The organism is Agrobacterium sp. K11 (assembly GCF_059429395.1).
The window spans coordinates 493,293-506,997 of sequence record NZ_JCAHRB010000003.1 but is presented as its reverse complement, the minus strand read 5'-3'; the positions used below and the strand labels follow the sequence as shown (position 1 = coordinate 506,997).

Annotated in this window: 13 protein-coding genes; all 13 read left to right on the top strand. The window is 59.5% G+C overall.

Going from position 1 to position 13,705, the window contains the following annotated elements; genetic code table 11:
- The first annotated feature begins 128 nt into the window (after window positions 1–128).
- The 13 genes from AC5SEO_RS07660 (at window position 129) to AC5SEO_RS07600 (ending at window position 13,658) form a co-directional block, all read left to right on the top strand.
- Window positions 129–1,736: a globin-coupled sensor protein gene (locus AC5SEO_RS07660; protein WP_013635449.1), complete on the top strand. Its 1,608-nt coding sequence runs from the start codon at window positions 129–131 to the stop codon at window positions 1,734–1,736.
- Window positions 1,736–2,035: an STAS domain-containing protein gene (locus AC5SEO_RS07655; RefSeq protein WP_013635450.1), complete on the top strand. Its 300-nt coding sequence runs from the start codon at window positions 1,736–1,738 to the stop codon at window positions 2,033–2,035. Before AC5SEO_RS07660 ends, AC5SEO_RS07655 begins: the two co-directional genes overlap by 1 nt.
- Window positions 2,032–2,397 (top strand): chemotaxis response regulator CheY1, encoded by a 366-nt coding sequence (gene cheY1 / locus AC5SEO_RS07650; RefSeq protein ID WP_003493773.1) that lies wholly within the window; start codon window positions 2,032–2,034, stop codon window positions 2,395–2,397. The genes AC5SEO_RS07655 and cheY1 overlap by 4 nt, the downstream gene beginning before the upstream one ends.
- 16 nt (window positions 2,398–2,413) lie before the next feature.
- Entirely contained in the window at window positions 2,414–4,681 is a 2,268-nt protein-coding gene (locus tag AC5SEO_RS07645) for a chemotaxis protein CheA (RefSeq protein WP_111799298.1), read from the top strand.
- A gap of 13 nt (window positions 4,682–4,694) precedes the next feature.
- Window positions 4,695–5,603, top strand: a complete 909-nt coding sequence (cheR, locus tag AC5SEO_RS07640) for a protein-glutamate O-methyltransferase CheR (RefSeq protein WP_019564320.1) — start codon at window positions 4,695–4,697, stop codon at window positions 5,601–5,603.
- The gene (gene cheB, locus AC5SEO_RS07635) at window positions 5,600–6,655 is read left to right on the top strand and encodes a protein-glutamate O-methylesterase CheB (RefSeq protein ID WP_495363811.1); all 1,056 of its coding nucleotides are present in this window, start codon (window positions 5,600–5,602) and stop codon (window positions 6,653–6,655) included. The genes cheR and cheB overlap by 4 nt, the downstream gene beginning before the upstream one ends.
- Window positions 6,655–7,044 carry a chemotaxis response regulator CheY2 gene (gene cheY2 / locus AC5SEO_RS07630; protein ID WP_003515008.1) on the top strand — a complete coding sequence of 130 codons (390 nt, stop codon included), beginning with the start codon at window positions 6,655–6,657 and terminating at the stop codon, window positions 7,042–7,044. Before cheB ends, cheY2 begins: the two co-directional genes overlap by 1 nt.
- Window positions 7,041–7,586, top strand: a complete 546-nt coding sequence (gene cheD, locus AC5SEO_RS07625; RefSeq protein ID WP_003515010.1) for a chemoreceptor glutamine deamidase CheD — start codon at window positions 7,041–7,043, stop codon at window positions 7,584–7,586. Before cheY2 ends, cheD begins: the two co-directional genes overlap by 4 nt.
- Window positions 7,587–7,600: 14 nt before the next feature.
- Window positions 7,601–7,984, top strand: a complete 384-nt coding sequence (gene cheT, locus AC5SEO_RS07620) for a chemotaxis protein CheT (RefSeq protein WP_003515012.1) — start codon at window positions 7,601–7,603, stop codon at window positions 7,982–7,984.
- 131 nt (window positions 7,985–8,115) lie between these two features.
- Window positions 8,116–9,798 carry a flagellar basal-body MS-ring/collar protein FliF gene (gene fliF / locus AC5SEO_RS07615; protein WP_003515013.1) on the top strand — a complete coding sequence of 561 codons (1,683 nt, stop codon included), beginning with the start codon at window positions 8,116–8,118 and terminating at the stop codon, window positions 9,796–9,798.
- A 372-nt stretch (window positions 9,799–10,170) separates the two neighbouring features.
- Window positions 10,171–10,902, top strand: coding sequence for a transcriptional regulator VisN (gene visN / locus AC5SEO_RS07610; RefSeq protein WP_003515014.1), 732 nt, complete (start codon window positions 10,171–10,173; stop codon window positions 10,900–10,902).
- Between the two features lie 58 nt (window positions 10,903–10,960).
- A complete protein-coding gene (gene visR, locus AC5SEO_RS07605) occupies window positions 10,961–11,662 on the top strand; it encodes a transcriptional regulator VisR (protein WP_003515015.1) in 702 nt (233 codons plus the stop codon).
- Window positions 11,663–11,810: 148 nt separating this feature from the next.
- Window positions 11,811–13,658 (top strand): methyl-accepting chemotaxis protein, encoded by a 1,848-nt coding sequence (locus AC5SEO_RS07600; protein ID WP_065703805.1) that lies wholly within the window; start codon window positions 11,811–11,813, stop codon window positions 13,656–13,658.
- The last annotated feature ends 47 nt before the right edge of the window (window positions 13,659–13,705 follow it).

Sequence of the window (13,705 nt, the reverse complement as noted above, 5' to 3'; positions counted from 1 at the left end):
GGCAAGCGTCGATGCCGCATCGTCCGCGATGGGTATGTTCGTTCAAAAATCCCCCTTAAGGGTGCTGGCGTTCTGAACCTTGCCATTTGGCCGGGTTTTACCGGCCGTCATATTATTGGGGTCGTCGGTTGGGGCAGGACTTGCCATCAGAACAAGCGCGGAGATCGGCAGGCGCAAGCCTGGCGGGGCGGTTGCGCTTTGCCGGCCTCGACGAGACGCAATCCGATTTCCTGCGCAATTATCGCAGCATGCTGGAGCCTTACGTTAAGGCTGGCCTGCGCGATGTGATGAACCGTTTCCAGTCTATGCCGGACTGTTCGCCGTCTTTCGAAAGCGAAAACCAGCTCGACCGCCTGCACGATTTGCAATCCTCGCACTGGAGCGTGCTGACCGATGCGCGTTTCGATGGGCTTTATGCCGAGCGGGTGAAAGTGCTTTCCGACAATGCCGGTCGCATGGGTCTCGATCCTCGCTGGCAGATCGCCAGCCATGCCGTCGTTCTGGAACATCTTCTGGGCGGTCTGGTGACTGAGCACGCGCCGCGCTCCATCCTGCCCGGCAACCGTAAAAAGAGCCGCGAACTGGCGGAAGCCGTCAAGAACGTCGTCCGTCTGGTGATGGTCGATACCGAGATTGCCGTATCGTTGCGCTTCAATGAATTGCGCCTGCGCCATGGCCGGGAACTGGCAGAACAGCGTGACAATGACCGCTCTGAAGCCGCAAGGTTGCTGGGCGAAGCGTTGACGGCATTTGCCGCAGGCGATTTGCAGGCCCGCATCGGCGGCGACGTGCCCGACGCCTACCGCGACGTTGCTGCCACTTTCAATGCCGCACTCGAGACGATTGGCGCGTCACTGACATCGGCGCAAAACAGCATCGGCGAAGCCGAGGCGCTGAGCGCGCGGTTTGCCGACATTGGCCGTTCCATGGCGGAGCGCTCCCGCCAGCAGGCCGCAGCCCTTGCCGAGACCTCCCGTGCGATCCAGACGATGATCGGGGATGTGGCCGAAAACGGCGCCCGCATTTCGGCGGCGGAGACGGCGGTTTCCCATGCCCGTGAGGCGGCGGTCGAAAGCGGCAAGGCAATCGGCGAGGCGATAAACGCCATGTCGGATATCGAGCAATCCGCCGAGCAGATCGGACGGATCATCGGCACGATTGACGAGATCGCTTTCCAGACGAACCTTCTCGCCCTCAACGCCGGCATCGAGGCAGCACGCGCCGGTGACAGCGGACGCGGTTTTGCCGTTGTCGCGCAGGAGGTCCGGGCATTGGCCCAGCGTTCCGCAGACGCTGCAAGAGAGATCAAAAGCCTCGTTGGCTCCACGAAAAAGCAGGTCGAAGGCGGCGTGCACATGGTCAACCGCACGCAGGACGCAATCGGCGGTGTTGTCCGGCAGGTATCCGGCATCAACGACATGATCACTGAGGTCTCCCGGCACGCGGCAGAGCACGCCGGCGAATTGCAATCAGTCGCTGCCGACATCGGTGAACAGCAAAGACAGGCCGACCGGAACCTTGCCGATATGGGCAATGGCTCCTCGGAGGCCGATACGCTTCACACTGTCATTCTGGAACTCGGCCGCACTATTCGCGAATTCCGCATTGCCCGTCAGGGACAGGCGGCAGCTGTTGCCGCTACGGCTCGGCAGGACACATCATTTGTGGCCCGTGTGGATAACCGCACGGATTACGGCCAGGATTACCAACAATTCAGACGCCAAGGAGTCATGTAATGGCAGCCAGAAAAGCAGCTGAGGCGACGCTGAAACTGTCACCGGTGCTGGATCTCAACGAGGCATCGGCGCTGCACGGCAAGCTGATGACGCTGAGAGGAGCACCTTTGTCGGTGGATGCGTCCGAGGTGGAACGTATCGGTGCGCTTTGCGCCCAGGTCCTGATGGCCGGTGCGAAGTCCTGGGAAGAGGATGGCAAGCCGTTCGGTTTTGCCAGAGTGTCCGATGCATTCGACAAGACCATGAAACTGATAGGCGTCGAAATCGATCATTTGCTCCTGAAGGAGATCAAGAAGTGAAGAAAAAAGTTCTTACCGTGGATGATTCCAGAACGATCAGGAACATGCTCCTGGTCACACTCAACAATGCCGGTTTCGAGACAATTCAGGCCGAAGACGGCATTGAGGGTCTCGAAGTGCTGGAGCAGAGCAACCCCGACGTCATCGTGACCGATATCAACATGCCCCGTCTTGACGGTTTCGGCTTCATCGAGGGTGTGCGTCGCAACGAGAAGTACCGGGCCATACCGATCCTCGTTCTGACGACCGAAAGCGACGCAGAGAAGAAGAACCGCGCCCGTCAGGCCGGTGCGACCGGCTGGATCGTCAAGCCGTTCGATCCTGCGAAGCTCATCGATGCCATTGAACGCGTAACTGCCTGATACGGGACATTTCACGATGGATATGAACGAAATCAAGGAAATCTTTTTCCAGGAATGCGAGGAACAACTCGCGGAACTGGAATCGGGGCTTCTTAAATTGAATGACGGTGACCGTGATCCGGAAACCGTCAACGCCGTTTTCCGTGCCGTTCATTCCATCAAGGGCGGGGCGGGTGCCTTCGGTCTGGATGATCTCGTGGCCTTCGCCCACGTTTTTGAAACGACCCTCGACTGCGTTCGCTCCAACAAGCTGGAACCGACACAGGACGTCCTGAAAGTCATGCTGCGTTCCGCCGACGTGCTGGCGGACCTGACCAATGCGGCAAGAGACGGCGGCAGCGTCGACGAAAGCCGCACCCGTGGCCTCGTCAAGGAACTGGAAGCCCTGGCCAACGGCGAAACCGTCCACGCATCCGCGCCGGTGGCAGCGCCGGTTGTCGCAAAGATGCCGGAACCCGTTGCGCCCAAGCCGACGGACGATAGCGGTTTCGAGCCGATCCCGTTCTCCTTCTCGGACTTTGCCGATGAAACGACGCCGTTGATGGAGACGCCGTCTTTCCAGATAAACTTCAAGCCGCACGCATCGCTTTATTCGAAAGGCAATGAAGCAGCCCTTCTCCTGCGCGATCTCTCGCGCATCGGTGAGATGAGCGTCAATTGCGACCTGTCGGAACTACCCTCGCTCGACAAGCTCGATCCAGAAGCGTCCTATTTCTCCTGGACGGTTTCGATCTCGACCGACAAGGGTGAAGAGGGTATCCGCAGCGTCTTCGAATTCGCCGAATGGGATTGCGATCTCGAAATCACCCCGATTCTTTCGGAAACCGCTGCGGATGCGGAAGAGCTGCCGATGATCCCGGTTCCGTTCGACCTGTCGGCTCTCGACGGTGATGCGGAAGGGGAACCGGCCGTTGTGACCGCCGGGGCCGAAGAGCCTTACGTTGCCGCAGTCGTCGAGGCTGCCGTCGCAACGACGCAGATCGCCCAGAGCGTCAACGCCGCCATCGAAAAGCGTGAGGCTGCGGCAGCGCCGGCCGCAGCGCAGGCGAATGCCAATGCCGCGGCCAATGCAAGCGCCGGCCAGACCATCCGTGTCGATCTCGACCGTGTTGACCGCCTGATCAACCTCGTCGGCGAGCTTGTCATCAATCAGGCGATGCTGTCGCAGAGCGTCATCGAAAACGATGCGAGCGGCACGTCTGCCGTCAACATGGGTCTCGACGAACTCCAGCAATTGACGCGCGAAATCCAGGACAGCGTCATGGCGATCCGTGCGCAGCCGGTGAAGCCTGTCTTCCAGCGCATGTCGCGTATCGTTCGCGAAGTTGCCGACATGATCGGCAAGCAGATCCGCCTCGTTACCGAAGGCGAGAACACGGAAGTCGACAAGACGGTCATCGACAAGCTGGCCGAACCCCTGACGCACATGATCCGCAATGCGGTGGACCACGGCATCGAAACGCCGGAAAAACGCGAAGCCGCTGGCAAGAACCCGGAAGGCACCATCAAGCTTTCGGCCAAGCACCGGTCGGGCCGCATCCTGATCGAGCTTCAGGACGATGGCGCGGGCATCAACCGCGAGCGTGTTCGCCAGAAGGCGATCGACAATGATCTCATTGCCGCCGATGCGAACCTCACCGATGAGGAGATCGACAATCTGATCTTCGCGCCGGGCTTCTCTACCGCGGACAAGATTTCCGACATTTCCGGCCGTGGCGTCGGCATGGATGTGGTCAAGCGTTCCATTCAGGCGCTCGGCGGCCGCATCAACATCTCCTCGCGCCCCGGTCTTGGCTCGACCTTCACCATGAGCCTGCCGCTGACGCTTGCCGTTCTCGACGGCATGGTGGTAACCGTGGCCGGGCAGACGCTTGTGGTTCCGTTGACGGCAATCGTGGAAACCCTGCAGCCGGAAGCGAAGAACATTCACTCCTTCGGCGCCAACCAGCGGCTGATTTCCATCCGCAACTCTTTCTGCCCGCTGGTCGATGTCGGACGCGTTCTGAACTTCCGTCCGACCCAGGCCGATCCTGTGGAAGGCGTGGCGCTTCTGGTGGAATCGGAAGGCGGCGGCCAGCGCGCCCTGATGGTCGATGCGATCCAGGGCCAGCGCCAAGTCGTCATCAAGTCGTTGGAAGCCAACTATACCCATGTTCCAGGCATTGCCGCCGCCACCATTCTCGGTGACGGACGCGTTGCGCTCATTCTGGATGTCGACGCCATCGTCAGCGCTTCGCGCGGGCAGCCACTGAAACAGGAAATGTCACTCGCGGCGACGGGTTGAAGGCGGATATCCAATGGCAGCACTTAATCTCAGCGATCAGCGACAGTCTCCCGATGACGTTCTTGCCAGCGGCGAATATCCGCTGACGAGACGCGATTTGTCGGAGATCGCTGCGATGATCTACGCGGATGCGGGCATCTATCTCAACGACACCAAGGCGTCGCTGGTCTATTCGCGCTTGTCCAAGCATATCCGCAATCTCGGACTGGCCGGGTTTCGGGAATATTGCGCACTGGTGTCATCGCCCGATGGAGCGGCTGCGCGCCGCGAAATGCTGTCGCACCTGACGACGAATTTCACGCGCTTCTTCCGCGAGAACCACCATTTCGAACACCTGCGCGACGAGGTCCTGCCGGGCCTCATTGCAAGGGCAAAGACTGGCGGGCGCGTCCGCATCTGGTCGGCCGCCTGTTCCGATGGGCAGGAGCCCTATTCGATTGCGCTCACCGTGCTCGCCATGTTTCCCAATGCGGCGGACTACGATTTCAAGATTCTGGCGACCGACATCGATCCGAAGATCCTGGCGCAGGCCCGTGCAGGCGTTTACGATGACAACGCGCTCGAAACCGTGTCTCCCGCCATGCGCAAGCAATGGTTCACGGAAGTTGATGCCGGCGGTCGCCGCAAGTTCCGCATCGATGACAAGGTCAAGCGCCTCATCACGTTCAATGAACTGAACCTGATGACGCAATGGCCCTTCAAGGGCAATTTCGACGTCATCTTCTGCCGCAACGTCGTCATCTATTTCGACGAGCCGACCCAGATGCGTATCTGGACGCGTTTTGCAGGCCTGCTGCCGGAAGGCGGTCATCTTTACATCGGCCATTCCGAAAGAGTGTCCGGCGACGCCAAGAACCTGTTCGACAATACCGGCATCACCACCTACCGCTACATTGGTCACACGTCCGGGAGGAAGGCATGAGCGCACTCGCACGGGTCCTCGTCGTCGATGATTCCCCCACCATGCGTGGCCTGATTTCCGCCGTCCTCAAGGCCGATCCGGAGGTTGAGGTGGTTGGGCAGGCCGGCAATGCCATGGAAGCGCGCGCCGCCATCAAGCAACTCAATCCCGATGTCGTGACGCTCGACATCGAGATGCCGGAAATGAACGGCCTCGAGTTTCTCGAAAAGATCATGCGACTGCGGCCGATGCCGGTCATCATGGTCTCGTCCCTGACGCACCGCGGCGCGGATGCCTCGCTCGCCGCGCTTGAAATCGGTGCTTTCGACTGTGTCGGCAAGCCGGCTCCAGGCGATGCGCGCCCCTTCGGCGACTTGGCCGACAAGGTCAAGGCCGCCGCACGGTCGCAACACGCAGCCTACCGCGCGGCGCGCCCGGAACCCGTTGTCGCAGCCCAGCCGTCCCCGGTCAGCGATTATCGCGCCGGCCGCAAAGTCGTTGCCATCGGCTCCTCCACTGGCGGTGTCGAGGCACTGATTGCCGTGCTCCAGAAGTTTCCGGCCAATTGTCCGCCGACTGTCATCACCCAGCACATGCCGCCGACTTTCACCAAGAGTTTCGCGGAACGGCTGAACCGCATCTGCGCACCCGTCGTGGAAGAGGCGACCGATGGGGCGCGCCTGCAGACCGGCAAGATCTACCTTGCGCCGGGCGGTGAACGCCATTTGCAGATTTCCAATCGTAACGCGCCCTGCTGCCGGCTTATCGAGCGCGATCCCGTCAACGGCCATCGCCCTTCGGTCGATGTGCTTTTCGATTCGGTCGCCGAGCTTGCCGGACGCAACGCCGTCGGCGTCATTCTCACCGGCATGGGCCGCGATGGCGCGGCCGGGCTGCTGAAAATGCGGCATGCCGGTGCGCGAACCGTCGGCCAGAACGAAAAAACATGTGTCGTCTACGGCATGCCCAGAGTGGCCTTTGAACTTGGCGCCGTTGAACTGCAATTGCCGCTGGCCTCAATCGGCGAAGAAATCCTGAAACTAACCACTGCCCGCAAAGAAGGTGCTGACTAATGTCTCTCGCAGAAAAGATCAAAGTTCTGATCGTCGACGATCAGGTGACCAGCCGGCTGCTGCTCAGCGATGCGCTGACACAGCTCGGCTTCAAGCAGATCACTGCCGCTGGCGACGGCGAGCAGGGATTGAAGATCATGGAGCAGCAGCCCCATCATCTCGTTATCTCCGACTTCAACATGCCCAAGATGGACGGCCTCGGTTTCCTGCACGCCGTGCGGGCCAACCCGACCCTCAAAAAGGCGGCCTTCATCATCCTCACCGCACAGGGCGACCGTGCGCTGGTGCAGAAGGCAGCGCAGCTCGGCGCAAACAACGTGCTGGCCAAGCCCTTCACCATCGACAAGATGCGCGCAGCCATCGAAGCGGTTTTCGGATCGCTGAAATGATTGAAGCTGCGGCCAAGCGCGTACATATCATTCAGGGCGAGTACAAGGTTGTCAGCGATCCCGACGTGGTCATGACGACGATACTCGGTTCGTGCGTGGCCGCCTGTCTGAGAGACCCCGTTGCCGGCATTGGAGGAATGAACCACTTCCTGCTGCCGGGAACGGGCAACGTGACCGGTGGGGATGCGACGCGTTATGGCGTGCATCTCATGGAACTGCTGATCAACGGTCTTCTGAAGAAGGGCGCACGCCGCGACCGGCTGGAGGCGAAGGTTTTCGGCGGCGCAAAAACGATTGCCAGCTTCTCCAATGTCGGTGAGCAGAACGCCATCTTTGCCATGCAGTTTCTGAAGGATGAAGGCATACCGGTCATCAGCTCCTCCACGGGCGGGGATCATGGCCGCAAGATCGAGTTCTGGCCGGTTTCGGGCCGTGCACGACAGCATCCGCTGAGCGGCGCGGAAACCCAGAAGACGGTCGCCATGGAAACGCGTCCGGTGCCGGCCCCCAAGCCCGTCGCCAACGACATCGAATTTTTCTAGTCACGGAGTTTCCAATGCAGATTGCAAACAACACCGGCACCACTCCGTTCGAAGAAGCCTTGCCCGACGTTCTGATGCGCGTGGTATCGGAACTGCACGATGTCGCCTATCTGATCGAGCGCATCGAGCCGCAACTGCTGGAAGCGACAAGCGGCGAATTGTCCAGCGACGGCGTCAAGCTCTTGCAGGGCATCGACCTTGCCGTCCAGAAAACCCGCGGCCTTGCCGAGTTCATCGATACCGTCACCGGCTCCATTCCCGGTGATTGGATCGTGGATGTCTCGACCGCGCTCAGCCTCGTCAAGCTGGCAGAAATGCAAAAGGCGCTGGGCGCAGCCATCCGCCACGGCCATTCGCAGCCGCTGGACAAGGTCGCCGGCGACTTCGATCTGTTCTAGACAGCATTCATCTGGCGGTTCCCTTCCTTTCGCGGATTGCGGATAAAGGCAACGCTCGCGCAAGCTTCGCACCCTATTGTCATTACGGGGCCAAAAGGTCTCGGACTCTATGAATGACGGTGCGGAACAGAATGAATCTGTTAAATCAAATCCCTCAGGTCTTGAAGAATTTCGCGGCGCTGGGTCAGACACGGTTGTTGATGCTGGGCGGCGTGGGCATTTTGTCCATGGCCATTATCCTTGCAGCAGCACTTTACGTGAACCGTCCCGCTTACGAGACCCTTTATGTGGGACTTGAAAAAAGCGACCTCAACAAGATCAGCATTGCACTCGCCGAAGCGGGGCTGGACTTTCAGGTTGGAACGGATGGCGCCAGCCTCCAGGTTCCGGTCGGCCTCACCAGCAAGGCAAGGCTGCTTCTGGCCGAGCGCGGCCTGCCTGACAGTGCCAATGCCGGTTATGAGCTTTTCGACAATGTCGGTTCTCTCGGCCTGACTTCCTTCATGCAGGAAGTGACCCGGGTTCGCGCGCTTGAGGGTGAGATCAGCCGCTCCATTCAGCAGATCGACGGAATTGCGGCCGCACGCGTCCATATCGTCATGCCGGATGTCGGTAATTTCCGCCGCGGTGAGCAGAAGCCCACCGCATCGGTCATGATTCGAGCCAATGCCACCGCCGGGCGCAAAGCGTCCGCTTCCATCCGTCATCTCGTCGCCTCGGCCGTTCCCGGCCTTGAAGTCGATGACGTGACGCTGCTCGATTCCACCGGCCAGCTTCTCGCTTCCGGTGACGACGTCACCAACGCCGCCATGAACCGCTCGTTGACGCTGGCGCAGAACGTTCAACAGGAAATCACCACCAATATCGACAAGGCGCTGGCGCCTTTTCTCGGCATGGACAATTTCCGCTCCAGCGTGACGGCGCAGCTCAACACCGACAGCCGGCAGATTCAGGAAACCGTCTACGATCCGGAATCGCGCGTCGAGCGCTCCGTCCGCACCGTTAAGGAAGACCAGAAATCCCAGGAAACGCAGCCCGATACGGCCGCGACCGTGGAACAGAACGTACCGCAGGCAGCGCCCCAGGGCGGCGCAGGTGGCCCGCAGTCTTCCGACCAGTCTGCCAAGAAGGAAGAGCAGACCAACTACGAAATCAATTCCAAAACGGTCGCCACCGTCAAGAATGGCTATACCGTCGAGAAGATTTCGGTCGCCGTGGTCGTCAACAAGGGTCGCATCGCCAAGATGGTCGGCGAACCCGTCGATCAGGCCAAGATCGACGCCTATCTTGCCGAAATGCAGAAGATCGTCACCTCGGCTGCGGGGGTTTCCTCCGATCGCGGCGATATCGTAACGCTGACGGCGATGGACTTCCTCGAAACGCAGCTGCTCGACGAAGCCGCAAGCGGGCCGGGCATCATGGAAGTGCTCAGCCGCAATTCGGCAGGCATCATCAACTCGCTCGCCTTCGTCGCTGTTGCTTTCCTCGTCGTCTGGCTCGGTGTACGCCCTCTGGTTCGTACGGTCACTGGCAACGGCGCGGCAGCAGGCCAGATCAGCCAGGAGACCGCAGGCCTCGAACTGCCGGATTTCTCTCCCGGCATGGATGCAGGTGCTGGTGGTCTCATGGAAGGGTTTGGGGCGGATTTCGGCTTCGACAGCACCGACGATCTTCTGGCGGGCGGCGACAGCGAAGGCACCTTCAACCGCCGGGTTCGCGAAGGACCGGAGCGCAGGCTCTCCCGCATGGTGGAAATCAGCGAAGAACGCGCAGCCAAGATACTTCGCAAATGGGCAGTGGAAAAAGCTGCATGATTTTGAAAAAGGCCGGGGTTATCCCGGCCTTTTGCGCATTTCCGGGTTCTTTGGTATCTTGGCGCCGCGCGCGGTCGCATTCCCGCTTTGGGACACTGTTTACAAAAAATTCAGCAACGATACAGTTTGCTGGGAATAGGCTGAGAATGCCGTTTATGGATTGGTCAGCTTTTCAGTATGTTTTTTAGGAATAGACGAACAAGGAAATACGTGGAAAGGCTGGTGTCAGGTAATGGCAAATCCCAGTCCGTTCCATAAAATGAAGTGATTCGGTCTCCGGGGGCTCACCATCCCATTTTGGTAAGCTTCTCGAATGGAATGATTCCATCCCGAGGTATAATCTCCCCATTGGGAGCAAGAGGGCGTAGGCGATTGAAAGTCGATGTTGATATCCGCAGGCTGTCTGCCAAGCCTATGGAGGGCATGGGTAAGCCCTTGCCACGCGACCAGCTTGCCAAGAACGTCGCAGCCTCGGCCGCTGCCGGCAACGTTTCAGGCGCGCTGGATCTGCTCGTAACCTACGCCGGCGCCTCGCATTATCTGCTGGCGCGGGAGGATCTTCTCGAAGAAACCGGACTGAAATTCATCATCACATCCGACTGGCCTTTCGATCTGGTGCGCAGGCTTGGTGCCGAACTCGCCAACAGCCAGAACAGATCGAGCGAAATGGAAAAGTGCCTTTCGCTTCTGCAGCCGCGATTGCTTGTTCTTCCGGACGACGTTTCTGTCCCTTTCGGCATCGACCGGCAATATTCGGCGCTTTCCTTCTGTGTGGGCCGCATTCGTCTTTCGCTTCTGCTGCTGTTTCCTGAACACTCGGTTCCTTCGCCGGATCGTCTGCGCGAAATCGCGCTTCTGACCGGCTATTGCGTCAGCTTCGGCATTGCCAGCGAAGCAAAGGCCGTGCGGGACATCGACCTCACAGAACGTGAGCTTGAGTGCCTGTTCTGGATCGCGGAAGGCAAGACAAGCGACGAAATTGCGATGATACTTGGCATTTCGCGCAATACGATCAATAATTACATTACAAGTGTGATGCGGAAAACCGCGACGAAAACCCGCTCGGAGGCAATCGCCTACGCCGTGCGCAACAACCTCGTATAGATGGTCGGGACCCATGGTACAGACGAAAGATAATGAGGGTACGAGTCAAAGCAGCGGTATGTTTTACCGCAGCCCTGTTGTGACAAGCCGGTCGGATCTGTTTCCGAAGCTGGTCGCCATGCAGAAACTGGTCGGCGCACGTAATTTCGTGGTGACGAAGGCTGCCGCCTCCGGCTTTCCCAACAAGAAGAAGCTGACCTGCGAGCTGGAGAACTGGGGCATGAATGCCGCCGAACAGAGCGCGCAGTTCATCCGCGCGGTCGGCGATATTCTTTTGGATCATATCGAGACATCGCTGCTGCCGGTCATCTGGCGTAACAAGAATGCCGGCGGTTTTGCCGATCTTCCTGACGTGCCGGCTTTGATGCGCCGGATCGAGAACGATACATTGCCCTATGCGGGACTGGCTTTGCCGGTGCGGCTCGGCACGATCGGCAACGGCTACATCGTTTTCTGTGGCAGCAACCTCGTTCTCGACAACGAGGTCGTCATCGAACAGCACATCAAATGCTGCGAGATCATGGTCGATATGCTGGCGCTGGATGAGCGCAAGGTGGCACCGTCTGAAGCGTTGAGCGAAAGGGAAATCGCCTGTCTGCAACTGGCGGGTGATGGCCGTATCAGCGAAGAAATCGCGGTGAAGCTCGGGCTTTCGGTACACACCGTCAACGCCTATCTGGGTTCAGCGACGATCAAGCTCGATTCCGTCAACCGTATCCAGGCGATCGCAAAGGCCATCCGGCTCGGCTATATCCATTGATTGAGGGGGCGGGCTTTCCCGTCCCTGTAAGCCGGCAGGCGCCGGCGCGGCTTGTGTAATCCGCCCTAAAAGCTGCTATCGGTACTTCGCGTTTTTTTAACAGTTGCCAACTAGAACTTTTATAAGTTTGGTTTTGGGGAACTGTTTCATGCACAACCGGCTCTTTAAGTCCGTTGCGGGTAAGGTCGTCGTGCTGACGATCGGCCTGATTGCGCTCAGCGTCGCGGCAGTTGGTTTTTCGACATACATTCGCCTGAAGGACAATATCATCACCACTGCGCTGCGTGACACGCACAGCGCGATGCGCGGCATGGCGATCCTTTACGAGATGAAGGTCGGCGGCGTGGCCCTCGAAATGGTGGATGGAGAGCTCAAGAGTATCGGCCGCGCCAGCATCGGGACACTGCGCGACAATGATCTCGTCGACCGCACGGCTGCCGGTAATGGCGGCATCGCGACGGTTTTTGAAGCCAAGGCCGGCGATTATATTCGCATGACCACCAATCTGAAGAACGAAAAGGGCGAGAGAGCAGCGGGCACGAAGCTCGCCACCGACCATCCCGCTTTCGAAAAGGTCTCCAAGGGTGAGGGTTATTTCGGCGCCGCCACGCTTTTCGGCACCAATTACATGACCGGATACATGCCGGTTCTCAACAAGTCAGGAGCAACCGTCGGTATTCTTTTCGTGGGCGTTCCCATGGCCGTCTACGAAGCCCAGATTTTCGGCCTGCGCGACCTGATGCTGATCTGTGGCGCGCTCGCCATGGTTGGCGTGGGATTGCTCGCCTATTTCGTCATCCGGCGCACCCTGCAGCCTCTAGGCAAGCTTACCGATGCGGTGAAGTCCCTTTCGGACGGCAATCTCGATACGCCGATCCCCTATGCCACCAATACCAATGAATTCGGCAACATCGCCCGCGCTCTCGTGATATTTCGCGAGAATGCGCTTGAGAAACTCGCGATCGAGGGCAAAAGCGCCGAGGAACGGTCCGTGGCGGAATCGGAGCGTCACCGCAACGATGCCGAGAAGCAGGAGCTGGACGGCCAGATCGAATTCGCAGTTAGCGAGATCGCGTCCGGCCTCGGCAGGCTTTCGCGCGGTGATCTGAGCCGCACGATCGAGACACCCTTTAACGGCCGTCTGGATCGTCTGCGCACGGACTTCAACGAATCCCTTCTCAACCTGCGCGATGCGCTGGGGCAAATCCGCGAGCGCACCCTGGTCATCCAGCATAGCGGTTTTGAAATCGAGCAATCGTCGGTCGATCTGTCGAAGCGCACGGAGAATCAGGCGGCCTCGCTGGAAGAGACGGCAGCGGCTGTCGAGGAAATCACCGCAACGGTCAGATCGTCGGCCGAGCGGGCGCGTGAAGCCAACGAAGCCGTCCGCATCACCAAACAGAGCGCCGACAGTTCCGGTTCGGTCGTCAGCAATGCCGTGGACGCCATGGGCCGTATCGAAGACGCCTCGCGCAAGATCGAGCAGATCATCGAGGTCATCGATGACATCGCGTTCCAGACCAACCTTCTCGCCCTCAATGCCGGCATCGAGGCTGCGCGTGCGGGCGAGGCGGGCAAAGGTTTTGCGGTCGTGGCGCAGGAAGTGCGTGAACTTGCACAACGCTCCGCGGATGCGGCACGTGAAATCAAGCAGCTCATCAACCAGTCAACGCATGAGGTGAGTTCCGGATCGAAGCTGGTGCAGGAAGCGGGCACGGTTCTTTCAGCCATCAGCCATCAGATTGTCGCCGTCAGCCAGCATGTCGAAACCATCGCGACGGCGACGCAGGATCAGTCCTCCGCGCTCCACAACGTCAACGGGTCCGTCAACCAGATGGACCAGATGACCCAGCAGAACGCGGCTCTTGCCCAACAGTCGAGCGCAGCCAGCCGGGTGCTGTCGGGCGAAGTGGAAGCGTTGCTCGATCTGGTTCAGCGTTTTCAGATGGAGCAGGGCTCGGCGACCGGCCAGGATCGACTGAGCCGCGCAGCCTGACATTGGAATTTTTGAAAGTCGAAGAGCTCCCGGATCGCAAGGTCCGG

What these genes read in the sequence shown, in the direction of transcription:
- cheT (WP_003515012.1), top strand. Translation starts at nt 7,601, where the DNA reads ATGCAGATTGCAAACAACACCGGCACCACTCCGTTCGAAGAAGCCTTG.
- AC5SEO_RS07645 (WP_111799298.1), top strand. Translation starts at nt 2,414, where the DNA reads ATGGATATGAACGAAATCAAGGAAATCTTTTTCCAGGAATGCGAGGAA.
- AC5SEO_RS07655 (WP_013635450.1), top strand. Translation starts at nt 1,736, where the DNA reads ATGGCAGCCAGAAAAGCAGCTGAGGCGACGCTGAAACTGTCACCGGTG.
- visR (WP_003515015.1), top strand. Translation starts at nt 10,961, where the DNA reads ATGTTTTACCGCAGCCCTGTTGTGACAAGCCGGTCGGATCTGTTTCCG.
- cheD (WP_003515010.1), top strand. Translation starts at nt 7,041, where the DNA reads ATGATTGAAGCTGCGGCCAAGCGCGTACATATCATTCAGGGCGAGTAC.
- cheY2 (WP_003515008.1), top strand. Translation starts at nt 6,655, where the DNA reads ATGTCTCTCGCAGAAAAGATCAAAGTTCTGATCGTCGACGATCAGGTG.
- AC5SEO_RS07600 (WP_065703805.1), top strand. Translation starts at nt 11,811, where the DNA reads ATGCACAACCGGCTCTTTAAGTCCGTTGCGGGTAAGGTCGTCGTGCTG.
- cheB (WP_495363811.1), top strand. Translation starts at nt 5,600, where the DNA reads ATGAGCGCACTCGCACGGGTCCTCGTCGTCGATGATTCCCCCACCATG.
- fliF (WP_003515013.1), top strand. Translation starts at nt 8,116, where the DNA reads ATGAATCTGTTAAATCAAATCCCTCAGGTCTTGAAGAATTTCGCGGCG.
- cheR (WP_019564320.1), top strand. Translation starts at nt 4,695, where the DNA reads ATGGCAGCACTTAATCTCAGCGATCAGCGACAGTCTCCCGATGACGTT.